Origin of the sequence: Pseudomonas sp. P9_35, from assembly GCF_034008205.1 — a bacterium.
Classification (GTDB): domain Bacteria; phylum Pseudomonadota; class Gammaproteobacteria; order Pseudomonadales; family Pseudomonadaceae; genus Aquipseudomonas; species Aquipseudomonas kilonensis.
The window spans coordinates 5,857,731-5,875,650 of sequence record NZ_CP125373.1 but is presented as its reverse complement, the minus strand read 5'-3'; the positions used below and the strand labels follow the sequence as shown (position 1 = coordinate 5,875,650).

Sequence of the window (17,920 nt, the reverse complement as noted above, 5' to 3'; positions counted from 1 at the left end):
GGCGAGCAAGCTTTGCTCCCACCAGGCTTGCTCCCACATTGGGTTTTGCGGTGGATCAGAACTTCAGGGCTGGCGCCTTGGCCGTCACTTCCACGCCTTGCTGGCCGCTCGGGCTGATCAGTTGTACCTGAATTTTCTGGGTGGCCGGGAAGGTTTTGAACAGGGTCGCCAGGTCCAGGTTCTTCAGTGCACCCGGGGCGGCGCAGGTGAATTGGTAATGGGCATGGATCTCACTGTGCTCGCCGTGGTGCTCGTCGGCGTCTTCGTCATGCTCTTCGTGGTCCGGTTCATCGCCGAACAGCGGGCTTTCCAGTTCCTGTTGGGCCACGGTGCATTTGGCGGCGGCCGGCAGGTTGAACAACGCCAGTGGCTTGTCCAGCTGCGCGCGTACGGCAGCGACCTTGGCCTTGTCGGCATCGCTGGTGGCGGCATGTTCGAAGCCCACCAGGTTCATCGCCGGGCTTTCCAGTTCCAGCTCCAGGGTCTGACCGTCCAGGGCGGCGTTCAACCGGCCCACACCGTGTTCATGGGCGCCCAGGCTGCCGTGCTCGTGGTCATGATCATGCTCGACCGCCGCATGAGCGACAGCTAATGGCAGCAGGGCGAACGGCAAAGCGAGAAGCAGACGACGCATGACGAGTCTCCGAAAAGGTTATGTAATCTTATAACGAAAGTGCGGAGAGTTTGACCGTCTGCTTGGCGTCGCGCAAGGGCCATGGGAGCATGCGAACATGAAATATTCAGGAGCACGGTGATGTTGCGGATACGCGGAACCGTCGGCGATTGGCCGGTGGACTTGTCGATCGAAATGGATGAGGGAGACTGGGCGCAGCTCGGCGCGCAGTTGCAAGTGGCCAAGTCCGAGAGTGTGGCGGCCCCGGCGACCAAACCGGTGGCCAATCCAGTGAGTCAGGACGATGCCCAGTGGCAGATCGCCAAGGAGCTGCTGCGCAAGGCCGGGCAATTGAGCGGCCCGGACTTGCTGGAACAGCTGGAAGGCCTGACCGGCAGCGCCTCGGCGGGCAAGCGCCTGTTGGTGCGCTTGCGCCATAGCCCGGATGTAAAAGTGATCAGCGGCGGTGACACACCGCTCTACAGCTGGCACGAAAACGCGTAGGAGCGTGTAGGAGCGTGTAGGAGCTGACGAGCGAAGCGAGGCTGCGATCTTTACCCAGACGCTTGAATCTCAAGCGAAAGATCAAAGGATCGCAGCCTCGCTTCGCTCGGCAGCTCCTACAGAGGAATCAATACAACGCGGCGAACAGCTTGCGACGATAAGTCGTCACCAGCGGATGATCGTTGCCCAGCAGTTCGAACACCTGCAACAAAGTCTTGTGCGGCAAGCCTTCGCTGTAGCTGCGGTTACGCATGAACAGCTTGAGCAGTGCATCGAGGGCCGCTTCGTACTGCTGGCGCGCCAGTTGCTGGATCGCCAGTTGGTACACCGCTTCATCGTCCTGCGGGTCTTTCGCCAGGCGCGCCTTGAGGTCGGCGGCGTCCGGCAGGTGCTTGGCCAGGCCGAGGAACTGGATCTGCGCCTTGGCGCCGGCGAGGGCGGCCTTGTGCTCGTCGCTTTTCACCGCGTCGAGCACGGTCTGCGCTTCGTCCAACTCACCGCGCTCGGTCAGGCAGCGGGCATACAGGATCAGGGCCTTGGCGTTGGTGTTGTCTTCACCCAGCAATACCGTGAGCAGGGCTTCCGCGTCGGCGAAGCGACCGTCGTCGAACAGCGCCTGGGCCTGTTCGAATGGGTCGGCCGCAGCCGGAGGCGGCATCTGCACATGGGGTTCGAGCATGGTTCGCACGGCCGATTCCGGCTGGGCACCGGCAAAGCCGTCGACGGGTTGGCCGTCCTTGAACAACACCACCGTTGGCAGGCTGCGAATGCCGAAGCGGGCGACAATGTCCTGCTCGATGTCGCAGTTGACCTTGGCCAGCAGCAGTTCGCCTTGATAGCTCTCGGCAATGGTTTGCAGCATCGGCATCAGCGCCTTGCACGGCGCACACCACTCGGCCCAGAAATCCACCAGCACCGGTTTGTGGAAAGAGTTCGCGATCACCGACTGGTCGAAATCGGCGGTGGTGGCGTCGAAGATGTAGGGCGTTTCCTGAGTCATGGGCAATCTCGTAGAGCGCTTGAATGGGGCAACTATACGGCTTGGTGGGGGTGGCTGAAAGCGGGTGGCAGTGAGAGGTGTATTGGTTGGTAGGGCCTCATCGCGAGCAAGCTCGCTCCCACAAGAGATCTCAAGTGTTCATGCGACCCCCGTGGGAGCGAGCTTGCTCGCGATGCTTTTAAGGCTAGCGCCGCGCGTGGTACAGGCTCACATGCCGAAACTCTTCAGGCTCGGCCAGGTCCGGCAAGGTCATGGCCTGGAGCATGTCGATGCGTCGGTACAGCGGATGCTGGAAATCCCGCACCCGGGAGTCGGCCACCAGCGCCTCGCGGCCACGGCTGAGGAATTGATCGAGCAGCGGCAGGTTGGCCCGGTCGTAGAGCACATCGGCGACCAGGATCAGGTCGAAGCGATCGGCCTCGGCGAAGAAATCCGTTGAATACCCCAGCTCCACGCCATTGAGCGCGGCATTGGCCCGGCACGCGGCAATCGCCAACGGGTCGAGGTCGCAGGCCACCACCTCCAGCGCCCCGGCCTTGACCGCCGCGATGCCCGCCACGCCGGAACCGGCGCCAAAATCCAATATGCGCTTGCCCTCGACCCACTGCGGCTGTTCGGCCAGGTAGCGGGCCATCGCCAGGCCGCTGGCCCAACAGAAGCTCCAATAGGGCGGCTCGTGGAGAATGCGCCGGGTTTCTTCCGGGCTGAAGGCACGGTCCATGTTGTCGCCGTCGATCAGCCACAACTTCAAGTCGGCGCCGGGTAGCGGGCAAGCGACCAGGCGCGCGTCACCGAGCAATTCACTCAGCGCCCGTTGCAGGTCCTGCGGTGCACTCATGGCGCTTTGACGAATTGCAGGGCGCCCAGTGCCTGGGTGGTTGGTTGGCTGATGCGCTGCTCCGGCAGGTGCAGGATCAACTGGCCCGACTGGCTGGCGCGGCCGCGCAGCTCGACGCGGGCGCCGACCGGGAAGGCGTCGGGGTTGAAGCGCAGGCGGAAGGGCAGGGCCTGGTTGGTGCCGATCAGGCTGGAGCTGGCGAGCAATTGCTGTGGGCGGTCCTTGTCATCGATCACCAGCAACGCCAGTTCGACCTCGGCCCCGGCCGGCACGCCTTGCAAGGTGCCGCTCAATTCGCGCTGATACGCCGGCAGCGGCCCCAGCTCGGCCGCCTGGCGGGCTTTTTCCTGGGCCTGTTTCGGCGCTGGGGCCGGGGCGGGAGCGGCGGGCTTGGGGGCGTCGCTGCTGCACGCCATCAGCAGGCTGAAAAGACTGAGCAAAACGAGCGATCGTAGCGGCATGTGTGGCTCCAGCAAGGTGAATTCCATGGATCTGACGGTAAGCCCGTCTGTATACCGTAAACCCTATGGCTTGTCTTGCCAGTGGGATGCGCTACCATGGCCCTCCCTTTTTTTGTTGCCTGCCACCATGCACTGTCCCTTCTGCGGTGCCAACGACACCAAGGTCATCGACTCGCGACTGGTCGCCGAGGGCGAACAAGTCCGCCGCCGCCGCGAATGCCTGGCTTGCGGCGAACGTTTCACGACGTTCGAGACCGCTGAACTGGTGTTGCCGCGCCTGATCAAAACCGACGGCAGCCGCCAGCCGTTCGACGAAGAAAAACTGCGCGCCGGCATGCAGCGCGCCCTGGAAAAACGCCCGGTGAGCGTCGAGCGCCTGGAAGCGGCGCTGGTGCACATCAAGCACAAGTTGCGGGCGACCGGCGAGCGCGAGGTCAAATCCCTGGTGGTCGGTGAGTTGGTGATGGCCGAGCTGCAGAAGCTCGATGAAGTCGCCTACATCCGTTTCGCCTCGGTGTACCGGCGCTTCCAGGATCTGAACGAGTTCCGCGAAGAAATCGACCGCCTGGCCCGCGAACCGGTGAAAGAATGACCGCCTCGGCGCAGCAGGCCGTCCTCGACGCCCACTACATGGCCCGTGCCCTGGAGTTGGCGCGGCGCGGTCACTACACCACCCACCCCAATCCCCGGGTCGGTTGCGTGATCGTGCGTGACGGGCAGATTGTCGGCGAAGGTTGGCACATCCGCGCCGGTGAGCCCCATGCCGAAGTCCATGCCCTGCGCGCCGCTGGCGAACAGGCCCGCGGCGCCACGGCTTACGTGACCCTTGAGCCGTGCAGCCATCACGGGCGTACGCCGCCGTGTGCCGATGCGCTGGTCAACGCCGGCGTGGCGCGGGTGGTGGCGGCGATGCAGGACCCCAACCCGGAAGTCGCCGGGCGTGGCCTGCAACGGCTGGCCCAGGCCGGCATCGCCACCGAAAGCGGCGTGCTGGAGGGTGAAGCACGCAAGCTCAATGAAGGTTTCCTCAAGCGCATGGAGCAGGGGCTGCCGTTCGTGCGGGTCAAACTCGCCATGAGCCTCGATGGCCGCACCGCCATGGAAAGCGGCGAAAGTCAGTGGATCACTGGCGCCGCTGCACGCTCGGCGGTCCAACGCCTGCGCGCCCAGGCCAGCGTGGTGCTGACCGGCGCCGACACGGTGCTGGCGGACAACGCCCGGTTGACCGTGCGCGCCGATGAGTTGGGGCTCGATGCCGAGCAGACGGCGTTGGTCATGAGCCGTCCGCCGCTGCGGGTGTTGGTGGACGGGCGTCTGCGGGTGCCGCTGGACTCCGCGTTTTTCAAGGCTGGCCCGGCGCTGGTCGCTACCTGTATGGCGGTAGAAGAACAATACGCCAACGGCCCCGAATGCATGATCGTGGCAGGCGATGACGGCCAGGTCGATCTGCATCGCCTGCTGGTGGAGCTGGCGGGCCGTGGCGTCAACGAGGTGCTGGTGGAAGCCGGTCCGCGCCTGGCGGGGGCTTTTGCCCAGCAGGGGCTGGTCGACGAGTTCCAGATTTTCATCGCCGGCAAGTTCCTCGGTTCTTCGGCGCGGCCGCTGTTGGACTGGCCACTGGCGCAGATGAAAGATGCCCCGCAGCTGAAAATCACCGAAATCCGCGCCGTGGGCGATGACTGGCGAGTCATCGCCGTTCCCGTTGCGCAGGCGAGCGTATAATTCCCGGCTTTCGCGCAAGCGGCGGCCCGTTCTCGAGGAGGACTCCATGTTTACCGGCATCATCGAATCCATCGGCAGCATCCGTGCACTCACCCCCAAGGGCGGCGATGTGCGGGTCTACGTCGAAACCGGCAAGCTCGACCTGAGCGACGTCAAGTTGGGCGACAGCATTGCGGTCAACGGCGTGTGCCTGACGGCCGTCGAATTGCCGGGCAACGGTTTCCTGGCGGACGTCAGCCGCGAAACCCTCGACTGCACGGCCATGAACGACCTCAAGAGCGGCAGCCCGGTCAACCTGGAAAAAGCCCTGACCCCCACCACTCGCCTGGGCGGGCACCTGGTCAGCGGCCACGTGGACGGCGTCGGTGAAGTGGTCTCGCGCACGGATAACGCCCGGGCCGTGGAGTTTCGCATTCGCGCGCCGAAGGAACTGGCCAAGTACATTGCCCACAAAGGCTCGATCACCGTCGACGGCACCAGCCTGACGGTCAACGCGGTGGATGGCGCCGAATTCCTGCTGACAATCATTCCCCACACCCTGAGCGAAACCATCATGGCCTCGTACCGGCCAGGTCGCCGGGTGAACCTGGAAGTCGACTTGCTGGCCCGTTACCTGGAGCGCCTGTTGTTGGGCGACAAGGCCGCAGAGCCGGGCTCCCCACAAAAGCCGGGTAACATCACTGAAAGTTTTCTGGCCGCCAACGGCTACCTCAAATCCTGACCCAAGGGGGTGCCGCGTGGCGCTCAATAGCATCGAAGAACTGGTTGAAGACATCCGCCAAGGCAAGATGGTCATCCTCATGGATGACGAAGACCGCGAGAACGAAGGCGACCTGATCATGGCCGCCGAATGCTGCAAGGCCGAGCACATCAACTTCATGGCCAAGCACGCCCGTGGCCTGATCTGCATGCCGATGACCCGCGAGCGCTGCGAGCTGCTGAAGCTGCCGCTGATGGCGCCGCGCAACGGCTCGGGATTCGGCACCAAGTTCACCGTGTCCATCGAGGCCGCCGAGGGCGTGACCACCGGTATTTCCGCTGCCGACCGCGCGCGCACCGTGCAGGCCGCTGCCGCCCGGGACGCCAAGGCCGAAGACATCGTCAGCCCCGGCCACATCTTCCCGCTGATGGCCCAAGCTGGTGGCACCCTGGCCCGCGCCGGCCACACCGAAGCGGCCTGCGACCTGGCGCGCATGGCGGGCTTTGAACCCAGCGGCGTGATCTGCGAAGTGATGAACGACGACGGCACCATGTCCCGTCGTGCGGAGCTGGAAACCTTCGCCGCCGAACACAACATCAAGATCGGCACCATCGCCGACCTGATCCACTACCGGATGATCCACGAACGTACCGTTCAGCGGATTGCCGAGCAGCCGCTGGACAGCGAACTGGGCCAGTTCAACCTGGTGACCTACCGCGACTCGGTGGAAGGCGACGTGCACATGGCGCTGACCCTGGGCACCGTGTGTGCCGAAGAGCCGACCCTGGTGCGGGTGCACAACATGGACCCGCTGCGTGACCTGTTGATGGTCAAGCAACCCGGCCGCTGGAGCTTGCGGGCCGCCATGGCTGCGGTAGCCGAGGCCGGCAGCGGCGTGGTGCTGCTGCTCGGTCACCCGCTCGATGGCGACGTGCTGCTGGCGCACATCCGCGAAACCGGCGACCAGGCGGCGGTGAAAAAACCGACCACCTACAGCATTGTCGGTGCCGGTTCGCAGATCCTTCGTGACCTGGGCGTGCGTAAAATGCGCCTGATGAGCGCACCGATGAAATTTAATGCGATATCCGGTTTCGATCTGGAAGTTGTAGAATACGTGCCCTCCGAATAATAGCCCGGAGATTTCGGCATTGTTGTTCACTTAAGGCTTGTTGGATTCATTGTGGCGAGGGAGCTTGCTCCTGGCGGGTGTAGGAGCTGCCGAAGGCTGCGATCTTTTGATTTTGATCTTTCGCTTGGGACTCAAGTGTCTGGGGAAAGATCGCAGCCTCGTTGCACTCGACAGCTCCTACGACGTGGTTCGGCGGGAGTTAGTGTCCTCGCCACAAAAGCTTGAAATGAACAGCATGACGGGATTTGCGGTGCAGTATTCGTGGCTAATATCACTGAGGAGCGCGTTATAGAACGCGCTCCGGCTCTTTAAGAGATCTGACGAATGACCCTGAAGACCATCGAAGGTACCTTCATCGCCCCCAAAGGCCGCTACGCTCTGGTAGTGGGCCGCTTCAACAGTTTCGTGGTCGAGAGCCTGGTTGGCGGTGCGGTTGATGCCCTGGTTCGCCATGGCGTGAGCGAAAGCGACATCACCATCATCCGTGCCCCTGGCGCCTTCGAAATTCCGCTGGTTGCGCAGAAAGTCGCTCAAAAGGGCGAATATGCGGCGATCATCGCCCTGGGCGCGGTCATTCGTGGCGGTACTCCGCACTTCGAATACGTGGCCGGCGAATGCACCAAGGGCCTGGCCCAGGTGTCCATGGAATTCGGCGTGCCAGTCGCTTTCGGCGTACTGACCGTTGACTCCATCGAGCAAGCCATCGAACGTTCCGGCACCAAGGCCGGTAACAAAGGTGCCGAAGCTGCCCTGTCCGCCCTGGAAATGGTCAGCCTGCTGGCGCAGTTGGAGGCCAAGTGATTAGCGACGAAAGCGATCGTTTCAACCCGCGCGATCCAAAGCCTGCGGATGCCGGCAAGCCATCGAAAAGCGTCAAGCGTCGCGAAGCCCGTCAGCTCGCGACCCAGGCACTGTACCAATGGCACATGGCCAAGCAATCGCTGAACGAGATCGAAGCGCAGTTTCGGGTCGACAACGATTTCAGTGATGTCGATGGCGCTTACTTCCGCGAGATCCTGCACGGGGTCCCGCAGTTCAAGACCGAAATCGACACCGCGCTCACGCCTTGCCTGGACCTGACCATCGAAGAGCTGGATCCGGTTGAGCTGGCGGTGTTGCGCCTGTCCACCTGGGAACTGCTCAAGCGCGTCGACGTACCGTACCGCGTGGTGATCAACGAAGGGATCGAGCTGGCGAAAGTCTTCGGATCCACCGATGGCCACAAATTCGTCAACGGTGTGCTCGACAAGCTCGCCCCACGTCTGCGTGAAGCTGAAGTGAAGGCGTTCAAGCGCTGATTGGCGTTTGAACGACACTTGATGGGTGAATTTGAGCTGATCCGTGACTACTTCGCCGCCGCGCCTTGCGCGCAGGGCGGCGAGGGCGTTGCACTGGGGATCGGCGACGACTGCGCCCTGCTGGCCGTTCCTCCCGGGGAACAGCTGGCGGTGTCCACCGACACGCTCGTGGCCGGTGTGCATTTTCCAGACCCTTGCGAGCCGTTCCTGCTCGGTCAGCGCTCGCTGGCCGTGGCGGTCAGTGACCTGGCCGCCATGGGCGCCAAGCCTTTCGCCTTTACCCTTGCCCTGACCTTGCCGACGGTGACCGCCGATTGGCTGCAAGCCTATGCCCGCGGTTTGAACCAGATGGCCCAGGCCTGTGGCGTGGCGCTGGTGGGGGGGGACACCACACGGGGGCCCCTGAGCCTGACCATGACGGTGTTTGGCCACGTACCGTCCGGCCAGGCCCTGACCCGCAGCGGCGCGCGGCCCGGCGACCTGCTGTGTGTGGGCGGCGAATTGGGTAATGCCGCCGGCGCGTTGCCGCTGGTGCTCGGCCAGCGCAGCGCCGAACCTGCGATTGCCGAGCCGTTGCTGGCCCATTATTGGTCGCCACGTCCGCAGATCGACCTGGGCCTGGCGTTGCGGGGCAAGGCCAGCGCGGCGATGGATATTTCCGATGGCCTGCTGGCCGATTGCGGGCATATCGCCCTGGCGTCCGGGGTGGCCTTGCAGGTTGAACGGGACCGACTGCCGTTGTCCAATGCTCTGGTAGCGTTTCTTGGCCAGGCGGATGCCGAGCAGGTCGCCCTGAGCGGCGGTGACGATTACGTGCTGTTGTTCGCCGTGCCACCGAGCCGATTGTCGGCGTTGCAAGCCGCCGGCTGGCCGATCCACGTGATCGGCAGCGTACTGGCCGGGCAAGGCGTCACGCTGGTCGACAGCGTCGGGCACGACATCACCCCGCCAGTGCGGGGCTATCAACATTTTCGGGAGACACCGTGACAGATCATCCCAACCAGGTCCCGGCAGAGTTCGTTCCGCCTTCGGTCTGGCGCAATCCCTGGCATTTCCTGGCATTTGGCTTCGGTTCGGGTACGTTGCCCAAGGCCCCGGGTACCTGGGGCTCGCTGGTTGCGCTACCCTTCATACCGTTGTGGCAGATGTTGCCGGACTGGGGCTACTGGCTGATGCTGGGCATCACCATGCTGTTTGGCTTCTGGCTGTGTGGCAAAGTGGCGGACGACCTTCGGGTGCACGATCATGAAGGCATCGTCTGGGACGAAATGGTCGGCATGTGGATCACCTTGTGGCTGGTACCGGAAGGCTGGTATTGGTTGCTGGCGGGTTTCCTGGTGTTCCGTTTCTTCGATATCCTCAAGCCGTGGCCGATCCGCTGGATTGACCGGCACGTACACGGAGGTGTCGGTATCATGCTCGATGATGTGTTGGCCGGGGTTTTCGCCTGGTTGGCAATGCAAGGATTGGTGTGGTGTTTCACCTGAGGGAGTCAGGCATGGGCGTAAGCCGCGCACTACTGCTGTTGCTGTGTTTAGGAACCTGTGTGGGTACAAGGGTGGCCGAGTCGACGCCGCTGCCTGACAAGATCCGTGCGGCCAGCGAAGAGTGGGCCGATTACACCCAGGCCGATGGCCGGGGCATGGGCTGGGACATCTTGCGCGCGGTCTTCGAGCCTGAAGGCGTCAAGCTGGAGATCCGCAGCGTGCCCTACACCCGCTCGATCGGGTTGGTGCAGCGTGGGGAGATGGATGCACAGGTCGGCGCTTATCGCGATGAAACCGAAGGGCTGCTTTACCCGCATTGGCACTACGACGTCGATCATATCTATGCCCTGGGGTTGGCCTCCAAGCCTTCACCGACGCTGGCGACGATTGGCAACTATCGACTGGTGTGGATGCGCGGGTACGAATACAACAACTACCTGCCCAACATCCGGCGTTTCAATGAGATTCACCGCGCCGTGGGTATCTTGCCGATGCTGGCCCATGATCGTGCCGATTTTTATATCGATGCGTTGATGGAAATCCAGGATGTGCTCGCCAAGGCCGACGATCCCAAGCAATTCAAGCTTTCGCCGCTGATCAATTTGCCGCTGTACCTGGGTTTCGCCAACAACGAAAACGGCCGTACGTTGCGGGCGCTGTTCGACCGACGCATGGAAGTGCTGGTGAAGAGCGGCGAGTTGAAACCGATTTTCGAACGCTGGAAGCAACCCTATCCTTTCGACGAGAATGGCAAGCCACCGAAGCCATGATCAATCTTATCGATGATCACTAGCGATAATTCAGCCTAAGCGTCGGTCGGATCGTGCTGTTACAATGCCCGCCTCTGCGAATCTCCAGTACTAGATCAGGAGCACACCGGTGCCTGTCGTTTTTGTTGCCGCTTCCAAGCTGCCAACGCCCTTTGCGCAATTCACCATGCATGGTTTTCTCGATGAAGCCACCGGCCGCGAGCACGTCGTGCTGAGCCTGGGTGATTTCGCCGACGGTGCGCCGGTGCTGGGCCGCCTGCATTCCGAATGCCTGACCGGCGACGCCCTGTTCAGCCAGCGCTGCGATTGCGGTTCGCAACTCGAGGCCGCGCTGCAGGCCATTGCCCGTGAAGGCCGTGGTGTGTTGCTGTACCTGCGTCAGGAAGGGCGTGGTATTGGCCTGCTGAACAAGATCCGCGCCTATGAACTGCAAGATGGCGGCGCCGATACCGTGGAGGCCAACGAGCGCCTGGGCTTTGCCGCCGACCTGCGTGACTACAGCATTTGCTTGCCGATGCTCGAACACCTGGGTATCAAGTCCCTGCGGCTGATGACCAACAACCCACGCAAGGTCAAGGCCTTGACCGACATGGGCATCGTTGTGGCTGAGCGTGTGCCGCTGCACACCGGCCACAACCCCCACAACAAACTCTACCTGGCGACCAAGGCCAGCAAGCTCGACCACATGATGGGTAACGAGCACCAAGGCGAGGTTGACCGGGCGTGACGCGCGGTCAGGTCCGGCGGCGGCTGTCCGTCAGTTGGTGGAAATACCTGGCCCTGGCCTTGCTGCCACTGTTCGTGATCAATGCGGTGTTCGGCCAGGGCGAAGCGATTCTGCCGGTGCTGGCAATGCCGCTGTTCATTGCCGGCGTGGCGTCGATGTTTGTCAGCCTGCGATTCTTCGGACCTTATAAAAAAGCCTTGATCACCACCCAGAAAGCCCTCGACACGCCCGAAGAACCTCAGGCCTGGATTGACCTGGCGGCCCGTCGTCGGGCTGCCTTCCTGGTGGCCGGGCTACCGGCCTGGGTCGGTGCCCTTGCGGTGTTCGTTGGCCTGGAAGCGGTGCCGTTGATGCTGCTGGCCTTGTCGACCGCCGTGTTGTTCTACCTGTACCGCATCCCGCGCCAACTCGGCTGATGAACCGCTGGCTGGCGGTCTTGCTGCTGGCCGTCAGCGCCTCGACGATGGCGGCTTCGCGGGTCGTCAGCCTCGCGCCGTCGTTGTCGGAAATCGTCGTTGAACTGGGCTCCGCCGACCTCTTGGTGGGCGTGCTGGATGGCGGCGATCGTCCGCCAATCCTTAAAGACCTGCCTTCCGTAGGGCGATACGGCCAACTGGACATGGAGCGCTTGCTCAGCCTCCAGCCCGACCTGCTCCTGCTCTGGCCCGGCAGTGTCGGCCCGGCCCAGCGCGAGCAGCTCAAGGGCTTGGGTATTCCCATTTATGTCGCCGAGCCCCGCAGCCTCGACCAACTCATCGCGCAAATTGAAGACATTGCCCTGCAGCTCGGCCGCCCGGAGCGGGGCGTGCACCGGGCGGCGCAGTTGCGTGTGCGTCTTGAGGCCTTACGCCAGCGCTATCGACGGGACCCGCCGTTGCCGGTGTTCTACCAGGTCTGGGACCGGCCGCTGTACACCGTCGGGGGCGGGCAGATCATCAGTGATGCGCTGGCGGTGTGCGGGGCCCGCAACGTCTTTGCCGACCTGAGCGTGCCAGCCCCGCAGGTGAGTGTGGAAGCGGTGCTGCAACGCAACCCTCAGGTCATCCTGGCCACGGAGCAGGCGCAGCTCGATGCCTGGAAAACCTGGCCGGTGGCGCAGGGGCGGTTGTTGCTGGTCAATGACAAAGGGCTGGAGCGGCCCAGTGGGCAGATGATCGAGGCGACGGCGCGGTTGTGTGAGTTGATTGCGCCAGACAGATAGACCGCGGTGCCTGCCATCGCGAGCAAGCTCGCTCCCACATGGATTGTGTTGTGAACACAAAACCTGTGGCCACTGAAGATCAACTGTGGGAGCGAGCTTGCTCGCGATGAGGCCAGCCCAGGCGCGGCTGGCTCTGGATCAGAGTTCCGGGGTCCACGTCACCCCAAGCAACCACGCCCGACCTTCTTCCCGATACCCATACTGCTGACCCTCATGGCTATACAACGCCCGGCTGTAACTCTTGTCCAGCAGGTTATCCACCTTCATCTCCAGCTTGACCTCCCGGGTCAACGCCCAACTGCCGCGCAGCCCGAGCAGGGCATAGCCACCCAGGGCATTGCGGTTGTTTTCATCGTCGTAGCTGCCACTCACCGCTTGCCAGGTGGTGCCCAGGCCCAGGCGATCGAATTGGCGGTCCAGGTCCAGGCTCAAGGTCCGCCGGGCGCGGCGGGCCAGGGTGTGGCCGCTGTCGCGGTCGCGTGGGTCGATGATGGCTAGGCCCAGGTTGCCCTGCCAGCCGAACACATCCTGCAGGTAGGCCATCTCAAAACCGTTGATCCGCGCCGAGGCGACGTTCTGCGGGCGTGAGTTGCTGCCAAAGATGATCGCGTCTTCCAGGTCCGTTCGGTACAGCGAGGTCTCCAGGCGGGCGCTGTCGCTCAGCTGGCTGCGCCATTGCAGCTCGTAGCTCTTGGCCGTTTCGGGTTTCAGGTCGGGGTTGCTGAAGTCCGGGTAGTACAGGTCGTTGAAGGTCGGCGCGCGGAAGCTTTCGCTGTAGGTCAGCAATACGTCGTTGTCCGGGTTGATCGGCAGGGTGAGCGTGCCGCTCCAGCTGTTCTGGCCACCGAATTGCTGGTTCTGGTCGCGACGCAGGCCCAGTTCGGTGGAGAAGGTTTCGGCCTGGAAGCGGTGCTGGATGAACGCGGCACGGTTCCAGCGGCTGTCTTCGTCGAACGGCGTGCTGCTGTTGACCCGGTCCTGATACCAGTCACCGCCGACGATCAGGCTGTTGCGCTCGTTCAGCGTCACGTCGTTCTGCCAGGTCACGGAATCGCGGTAGGTGTTGAACACTTCGCGGACGTCGCTGAGCTTGTCGAAGGTCTTTTCACGGTTCTCGCTGTGGCCCAGTTCCAGGCGTGATTTCCAGGCCTCGTTGATTCGCCCGTCCACATAGGTGCTGAAGCTGCTCACCGCAAACTCACTGTAGGGTTGCTGGGGCAGGGATTCGAAAGTGGTCGGGTCGAAGCGGCCGAACGGGTTGTCGTATTCGCTTTTGCCGCGGTTATCCAGCAGGTTCAGGCCGACTTCCAGGTCATCGCTGACCGCATGGCTCAGGCTCAGGCTGAAGGATTGGTTGCGGTTGGCGTCGTCGTCGCGGTCGCTGGCGTAGGACTCGCGGGTCCGATTGTTTGCGGCGCTCTCGTCGAGGCTGGCGCCGAGGTTGAAATGGGTCTGGTCGTCGCCGCCGGACAGGCCCAGGCTGCGTTCCCAGGTCTTATGGTTGCCGACCCCCACATGCAGGCGCGGTTGCAGGCCTTGCTCGTTGCCGCGGCGGGTGAAAATCTGAATCACCCCACCCACCGCATCGGCACCGTAGATCACCGAACGCGAACCGCGCAGCACTTCCACGCGCTCGATCTGGTTGATGTTCAGGCGTTGTAGGTTGCTGTCGCCGGAGGTGGCGTTGCCGATGCGCTGACCGTCCACCAGTACCAGGCTCTGGGCCGATTTGGTGCCGCGAATGTAAATCCCCGGCAGGCTGCCACGCCCACCCAGCGGCGCCACTTGCACGCCTGGCACCCGGCTGAGCAAGTCGGTGACACTGGCCGGTTGCAAGCGCTCGATGTCGTCGCGGGTGAATACGGTATTGGCGGCACTGCTGTCATTGCGGGCTTCGACCTGGCGGTTGGCGCTGATCACGATGTCGGGCAACTTCAGGGCCTGGTCGCGCTCGAAGGTGTCAGCCAGCAGGTCGGGGGTGGGGAGCAGGGAGAGGGTGAGGGCTAGGCGCAGTTTCATGGGTGTTCCGTGATGACTGGGTCCACACAAAAACCAATGTGGGAGCGAGCTTGCTCGCGATAGCGGTGTGTCAGTCAGTGTAGATATCGACTGGTCTACCGCTATCGCGAGCAGGCTCGCTCCCACAGGGGAACTGTGTGGTCTGAAAATTACAGGCCCAGCAGTTGCAGCCGCTGGCGCACCGCCGCTTCGATCCCCACCTCATCCAACCCACATTCGGCCAGCATCTGCGCCGGCTTGGCGTGTTCGACATAGAGGTCCGGCAAGCCCAGGTGCAGCACGGACTTGAGGATGTTCTCCCGCGCCAGGAATTCGCTGACCGCCGCGCCGGCGCCGCCCATGATGGCGTTTTCCTCGATCGTTACCAGCAGGTCATGGCTGCCGGCCATCTCGCGCACCAGGGCTTCGTCCAGGGGTTTGACGAAGCGCATGTCCACCACGGTGGCGTCCAGGGTCTCGGCGACTTTCAGGGCTTCGGCCAGTTGCACGCCGAACACCAGCAGGGCGGTTTGCTTGCCCTGGCGGCGGATCACACCCTTGCCGATCTCGATCGGCTCGAGGTCGGTCGAGATCGTCGCGTTCGGGCCGGTGCCACGTGGGTAGCGCACTGCCGCCGGGCCATTGAACAGGTGGCCGGTGGTGAGCATCTTGCGCAGCTCGTTTTCATCGCTCGGGGTCATCACCAGCATGCCGGGGATGCAGCGCAGGAACGACAGGTCGAAGCTGCCGGCGTGGGTCGGGCCGTCTTCGCCCACCAGGCCGGCGCGGTCGATGGCAAATAGCACGTCGAGGTTCTGTACGGCGACGTCATGAATCAATTGGTCGTAGGCCCGTTGCAGGAACGTCGAATAGATCGCCACCACCGGCTTGGCGCCTTCACAGGCCATGCCGGCGGCGAGGGTCACGGCGTGCTGCTCGGCAATCGCCACGTCGAAATAGCGTTGCGGGTAGCGTTCGCTGAAGGCCACCAGGTCCGAGCCTTCCTTCATCGCCGGGGTGATGCCCACCAGGCGTGGGTCGGCGGCGGCCATGTCGCACAGCCATTGGCCGAAGACGCCGGAGTACTTCGGTCCGCCGGCCTTTTTCGGCGCGGCCGCCGGAGCGTCCAGGGGTTCGAGCTTGGTGATGGCGTGGTAGCCGATCGGGTCGACTTCCGCCGGGGCGAAGCCTTTGCCTTTCTTGGTGACCACGTGCAGGAACTGCGGGCCCTTGAGGTCGCGCATGTTGCGCAGGGTGGCGATCAGCGTGGGCAGGTCATGGCCGTCGATGGGGCCGATGTAGTTCCAGCCCAGTTCCTCGAACAGCGTGCCGGGGACCAGCATGCCCTTGGCGTATTCTTCGGTACGGCGGGCGATTTCCCAGGCGCCGGGCAGGCGCGACAGCACTTTCTTGCTGCCTTCGCGCATGCTGGCGTAGGTGCGGCTGGAGAGGATCTTCGCCAGGTAGTTGGACAAACCGCCAACGTTGCGCGAGATCGACATGTCGTTGTCGTTGAGGATCACCAGCATGTTGGCGTCGACTTCCGGCGCGTGATTCAGCGCCTCGAAGGCCATGCCCGCGGTCAGTGCGCCGTCGCCGATCACGGCAATGGCCTTGCGCTCGCTGTTTTGCAGGCGAGCGGCAATCGCCATGCCCAGGGCGGCGCTGATGGAGGTGCTGGAGTGACCGACGCCAAAGGTGTCGTATTCGCTCTCGGAGCGGCGCGGGAAGGCGGCGATACCGTCCTTCTGACGCAGCGTGCCCATGCGCTCGCGACGACCGGTGAGGATCTTGTGCGGGTAGGCCTGGTGCCCGACGTCCCACACCAGCCGGTCGTCCGGGGTGTCGAACACGTAATGCAACGCGATCGTCAGCTCGATGACGCCCAGGCCCGCGCCGAAGTGCCCACCGGTCTGGCCGACCGTGTAGAGCAGCTCCAGGCGCAACTCATCGGCCAGGGTTTCCAGCTCGGCTTCACCCAGGCGACGCAGGCCGTCCGGCGTGTTGGCGCGGTCCAGCAGGGGCGTGGTCGGGCGCTTGCGGGGAATCTCTTGAAACGTCGTGGGCATCAGGCGAATCGTTATAGGTATAGAAAGAGGCGGCAGTTTACCTTATGCATCGCAAGCTGCCCACGCGTTGGCCGGAACTTGGCCGATACGCACTTATGAATGGGTTGACCCTGTATCAGCTGCGTCGTTCGACGATATATCGCGCCAAGTCGCGCAACGGCTCGGCCGCCGCGTCAAAGGGTCGCAGCGCGGCCAGGGCCTGGTCGCGCAACTCCAGGGCGTAGGCTTTGGCGGCGTCGAGGCCGAGCAGGGCCGGGTAGGTCGGCTTGTCGCGCGCGATGTCGGCACCCTGGCGTTTGCCCAGGGTTTGGGTATCGCTTTCGACGTCGAGGATGTCGTCCTGCACCTGGAACGCCAGGCCGATGGCTCGGGCGTAGGTCTGCAAGGCTTGCAACTGGGCGGGCGTGGCCCGGCCGCTGGCCAGGGCGCCGAGCCGGACGCTGGCCTCGATCAAGGCGCCGGTCTTGTGCCGGTGCATGTATTCCAGGGCACTCTGGTCCAGCTTCAGGCCCACTGAGCCCAAATCGATGGCCTGGCCGCCGACCATCCCCGCAGGGCCTGCCGCCAGCGCCAGGGCGCTGACCATGTCCAGGCGAACCTGTGCCGGGCAATCGCTCAGGGCCGGATCCAGCAGGGCGGTGAAGGCCAGGCTCTGCAAACCGTCGCCGGCCAGGATCGCGCAGGCTTCGTCGAATTGCTTGTGAGTAGTGGGCTGGCCGCGACGCAGGTCGTCGTCGTCCATGGCCGGCAAATCGTCGTGCACCAGCGAATACGCGTGGATCAACTCCACCGCACAGGCAGCGCCGTTGGCCTGCTCGGCCTGGCCGCCCAAGGCTTCGCACGCGGCGTAGGCCAATAGCGGCCGAACACGCTTGCCGCCGTTCATCACGCTATAGCGCATCGCTTCGTACAGCCGTGCCAGTTCCGGGCTCGGGGCGCTGAACAAGCTATCCAATGCAGCATTGACCCGGGCCTGGCTGCTGGCCTGATAGGCGCCGATCATTCAGGCTGTTCCGCGTCGAAAGGTTCTTCGGTCAGCTCACCGTCACGCTCGAGCAGCAATTGCACCTTCTGCTCGGCCTGGGCCAGCGCCGCCTGGCAGTCGCGAGTCAAGCCGATACCCTGCTCGAAGGCGGTCAGCGAGTCTTCCAGCGACAATTCGCCGTTCTCCAGCCGTTCGACCAGCGTTTGCAGGTCGGCCAGAGATTGTTCGAAATCCAGTGCAGCTTTTTTGCGGGCCATGGCGGCTATTCCGGTTGACTGTTAAACCGGCGCGACACTAGCAGACATGGGGTATTGGGGCAAATCAGGACGGGGTAAACGCCTGCCATGATCCATTGCTTTTGTGGCGAGGGAGCTTGCTCCCGCTCGAGCGCAGCGGTCGCAAATGCTTGGGGCCTGCT

The 17,920-nt window shown here is 63.5% G+C and carries 21 protein-coding genes; 13 read left to right on the top strand and 8 right to left on the bottom strand.

From position 1 onward, the window contains the following. Positions 1-55 precede the first annotated feature (55 nt). On the bottom strand, positions 56-634 hold the full coding sequence (locus QMK47_RS26145; protein WP_320389523.1) for a DUF2796 domain-containing protein: 579 nt from the start codon (positions 632-634) through the stop codon (positions 56-58). Positions 635-754: 120 nt separating this feature from the next. On the opposite strand from QMK47_RS26145, the gene QMK47_RS26140 reads away from it, so the two are divergent. Further along, positions 755-1,117, top strand: a complete 363-nt coding sequence (locus QMK47_RS26140; protein ID WP_258689503.1) for a hypothetical protein — start codon at positions 755-757, stop codon at positions 1,115-1,117. Between the two features lie 127 nt (positions 1,118-1,244). Here the strand turns inward: QMK47_RS26140 and trxA are convergent, their stop codons facing one another. The 3 genes from trxA to QMK47_RS26125 form a co-directional block, all read right to left on the bottom strand. Further along, the gene (gene trxA / locus QMK47_RS26135) at positions 1,245-2,117 is read right to left on the bottom strand and encodes a thioredoxin (RefSeq protein ID WP_013694317.1); all 873 of its coding nucleotides are present in this window, start codon (positions 2,115-2,117) and stop codon (positions 1,245-1,247) included. 184 nt (positions 2,118-2,301) lie between these two features. Beyond that, a complete protein-coding gene (locus QMK47_RS26130; protein ID WP_253469804.1) occupies positions 2,302-2,955 on the bottom strand; it encodes a class I SAM-dependent methyltransferase in 654 nt (217 codons plus the stop codon). Further along, the gene (locus QMK47_RS26125) at positions 2,952-3,416 is read right to left on the bottom strand and encodes a YbaY family lipoprotein (RefSeq protein WP_092225533.1); all 465 of its coding nucleotides are present in this window, start codon (positions 3,414-3,416) and stop codon (positions 2,952-2,954) included. The genes QMK47_RS26130 and QMK47_RS26125 overlap by 4 nt, the downstream gene beginning before the upstream one ends. Before the next feature lie 127 nt (positions 3,417-3,543). On the opposite strand from QMK47_RS26125, the gene nrdR reads away from it, so the two are divergent. From nrdR to QMK47_RS26065, 12 genes are all read left to right on the top strand, one after another. After that, positions 3,544-4,008 carry a transcriptional regulator NrdR gene (gene nrdR, locus QMK47_RS26120; protein ID WP_013694316.1) on the top strand — a complete coding sequence of 155 codons (465 nt, stop codon included), beginning with the start codon at positions 3,544-3,546 and terminating at the stop codon, positions 4,006-4,008. Further along, positions 4,005-5,138, top strand: a complete 1,134-nt coding sequence (gene ribD / locus QMK47_RS26115) for a bifunctional diaminohydroxyphosphoribosylaminopyrimidine deaminase/5-amino-6-(5-phosphoribosylamino)uracil reductase RibD (protein ID WP_258689501.1) — start codon at positions 4,005-4,007, stop codon at positions 5,136-5,138. Before nrdR ends, ribD begins: the two co-directional genes overlap by 4 nt. A 46-nt stretch (positions 5,139-5,184) precedes the next feature. Next, a complete protein-coding gene (locus QMK47_RS26110) occupies positions 5,185-5,859 on the top strand; it encodes a riboflavin synthase (RefSeq protein WP_018600195.1) in 675 nt (224 codons plus the stop codon). A 16-nt stretch (positions 5,860-5,875) separates the two neighbouring features. After that, entirely contained in the window at positions 5,876-6,967 is a 1,092-nt protein-coding gene (gene ribBA / locus QMK47_RS26105; RefSeq protein ID WP_003206026.1) for a bifunctional 3,4-dihydroxy-2-butanone-4-phosphate synthase/GTP cyclohydrolase II, read from the top strand. A 324-nt stretch (positions 6,968-7,291) separates the two neighbouring features. Next, positions 7,292-7,768 (top strand): 6,7-dimethyl-8-ribityllumazine synthase, encoded by a 477-nt coding sequence (ribE, locus tag QMK47_RS26100; protein WP_003206025.1) that lies wholly within the window; start codon positions 7,292-7,294, stop codon positions 7,766-7,768. After that, positions 7,765-8,265: a transcription antitermination factor NusB gene (nusB, locus tag QMK47_RS26095; RefSeq protein WP_003185935.1), complete on the top strand. Its 501-nt coding sequence runs from the start codon at positions 7,765-7,767 to the stop codon at positions 8,263-8,265. The genes ribE and nusB overlap by 4 nt, the downstream gene beginning before the upstream one ends. A 21-nt stretch (positions 8,266-8,286) precedes the next feature. Further along, positions 8,287-9,252 carry a thiamine-phosphate kinase gene (thiL, locus tag QMK47_RS26090; protein ID WP_253469795.1) on the top strand — a complete coding sequence of 322 codons (966 nt, stop codon included), beginning with the start codon at positions 8,287-8,289 and terminating at the stop codon, positions 9,250-9,252. Further along, entirely contained in the window at positions 9,249-9,752 is a 504-nt protein-coding gene (locus QMK47_RS26085; RefSeq protein ID WP_003206020.1) for a phosphatidylglycerophosphatase A, read from the top strand. The genes thiL and QMK47_RS26085 overlap by 4 nt, the downstream gene beginning before the upstream one ends. Before the next feature lie 11 nt (positions 9,753-9,763). Then, the gene (locus QMK47_RS26080; RefSeq protein WP_253469793.1) at positions 9,764-10,522 is read left to right on the top strand and encodes a substrate-binding periplasmic protein; all 759 of its coding nucleotides are present in this window, start codon (positions 9,764-9,766) and stop codon (positions 10,520-10,522) included. A 109-nt stretch (positions 10,523-10,631) separates the two neighbouring features. Next, entirely contained in the window at positions 10,632-11,249 is a 618-nt protein-coding gene (ribA, locus tag QMK47_RS26075; RefSeq protein WP_030140454.1) for a GTP cyclohydrolase II, read from the top strand. Further along, positions 11,246-11,665 carry an MFS transporter gene (locus tag QMK47_RS26070; protein WP_258689496.1) on the top strand — a complete coding sequence of 140 codons (420 nt, stop codon included), beginning with the start codon at positions 11,246-11,248 and terminating at the stop codon, positions 11,663-11,665. The genes ribA and QMK47_RS26070 overlap by 4 nt, the downstream gene beginning before the upstream one ends. Continuing rightward, positions 11,665-12,450 carry a cobalamin-binding protein gene (locus tag QMK47_RS26065; protein WP_258689494.1) on the top strand — a complete coding sequence of 262 codons (786 nt, stop codon included), beginning with the start codon at positions 11,665-11,667 and terminating at the stop codon, positions 12,448-12,450. Before QMK47_RS26070 ends, QMK47_RS26065 begins: the two co-directional genes overlap by 1 nt. A gap of 138 nt (positions 12,451-12,588) precedes the next feature. Here QMK47_RS26065 and QMK47_RS26060 read toward each other — a convergent pair whose 3' ends face one another. From QMK47_RS26060 to QMK47_RS26045, 4 genes are all read right to left on the bottom strand, one after another. Next, positions 12,589-14,469: a TonB-dependent receptor domain-containing protein gene (locus QMK47_RS26060; RefSeq protein WP_320389522.1), complete on the bottom strand. Its 1,881-nt coding sequence runs from the start codon at positions 14,467-14,469 to the stop codon at positions 12,589-12,591. Between the two features lie 149 nt (positions 14,470-14,618). Then, entirely contained in the window at positions 14,619-16,517 is a 1,899-nt protein-coding gene (gene dxs, locus QMK47_RS26055; RefSeq protein ID WP_258689491.1) for a 1-deoxy-D-xylulose-5-phosphate synthase, read from the bottom strand. Between the two features lie 115 nt (positions 16,518-16,632). Beyond that, positions 16,633-17,520 (bottom strand): (2E,6E)-farnesyl diphosphate synthase, encoded by an 888-nt coding sequence (gene ispA / locus QMK47_RS26050; RefSeq protein ID WP_214512537.1) that lies wholly within the window; start codon positions 17,518-17,520, stop codon positions 16,633-16,635. Next, complete coding sequence (locus QMK47_RS26045; protein ID WP_003185917.1) at positions 17,517-17,759, bottom strand: exodeoxyribonuclease VII small subunit; 243 nt, start codon at positions 17,757-17,759, stop codon at positions 17,517-17,519. Before QMK47_RS26045 ends, ispA begins: the two co-directional genes overlap by 4 nt. Positions 17,760-17,920: the final 161 nt, after the last annotated feature.

What these genes read in the sequence shown, in the direction of transcription:
- dxs (WP_258689491.1), bottom strand. Translation starts at nt 16,517, where the DNA reads ATGCCCACGACGTTTCAAGAGATTCCCCGCAAGCGCCCGACCACGCCC.
- QMK47_RS26065 (WP_258689494.1), top strand. Translation starts at nt 11,665, where the DNA reads ATGAACCGCTGGCTGGCGGTCTTGCTGCTGGCCGTCAGCGCCTCGACG.
- QMK47_RS26145 (WP_320389523.1), bottom strand. Translation starts at nt 634, where the DNA reads ATGCGTCGTCTGCTTCTCGCTTTGCCGTTCGCCCTGCTGCCATTAGCT.
- ribD (WP_258689501.1), top strand. Translation starts at nt 4,005, where the DNA reads ATGACCGCCTCGGCGCAGCAGGCCGTCCTCGACGCCCACTACATGGCC.
- ispA (WP_214512537.1), bottom strand. Translation starts at nt 17,520, where the DNA reads ATGATCGGCGCCTATCAGGCCAGCAGCCAGGCCCGGGTCAATGCTGCA.
- nrdR (WP_013694316.1), top strand. Translation starts at nt 3,544, where the DNA reads ATGCACTGTCCCTTCTGCGGTGCCAACGACACCAAGGTCATCGACTCG.
- QMK47_RS26080 (WP_253469793.1), top strand. Translation starts at nt 9,764, where the DNA reads ATGGGCGTAAGCCGCGCACTACTGCTGTTGCTGTGTTTAGGAACCTGT.
- ribE (WP_003206025.1), top strand. Translation starts at nt 7,292, where the DNA reads ATGACCCTGAAGACCATCGAAGGTACCTTCATCGCCCCCAAAGGCCGC.
- QMK47_RS26140 (WP_258689503.1), top strand. Translation starts at nt 755, where the DNA reads ATGTTGCGGATACGCGGAACCGTCGGCGATTGGCCGGTGGACTTGTCG.
- QMK47_RS26110 (WP_018600195.1), top strand. Translation starts at nt 5,185, where the DNA reads ATGTTTACCGGCATCATCGAATCCATCGGCAGCATCCGTGCACTCACC.
- QMK47_RS26130 (WP_253469804.1), bottom strand. Translation starts at nt 2,955, where the DNA reads ATGAGTGCACCGCAGGACCTGCAACGGGCGCTGAGTGAATTGCTCGGT.
- QMK47_RS26060 (WP_320389522.1), bottom strand. Translation starts at nt 14,469, where the DNA reads ATGAAACTGCGCCTAGCCCTCACCCTCTCCCTGCTCCCCACCCCCGAC.
- QMK47_RS26045 (WP_003185917.1), bottom strand. Translation starts at nt 17,759, where the DNA reads ATGGCCCGCAAAAAAGCTGCACTGGATTTCGAACAATCTCTGGCCGAC.
- thiL (WP_253469795.1), top strand. Translation starts at nt 8,287, where the DNA reads ATGGGTGAATTTGAGCTGATCCGTGACTACTTCGCCGCCGCGCCTTGC.
- QMK47_RS26125 (WP_092225533.1), bottom strand. Translation starts at nt 3,416, where the DNA reads ATGCCGCTACGATCGCTCGTTTTGCTCAGTCTTTTCAGCCTGCTGATG.
- trxA (WP_013694317.1), bottom strand. Translation starts at nt 2,117, where the DNA reads ATGACTCAGGAAACGCCCTACATCTTCGACGCCACCACCGCCGATTTC.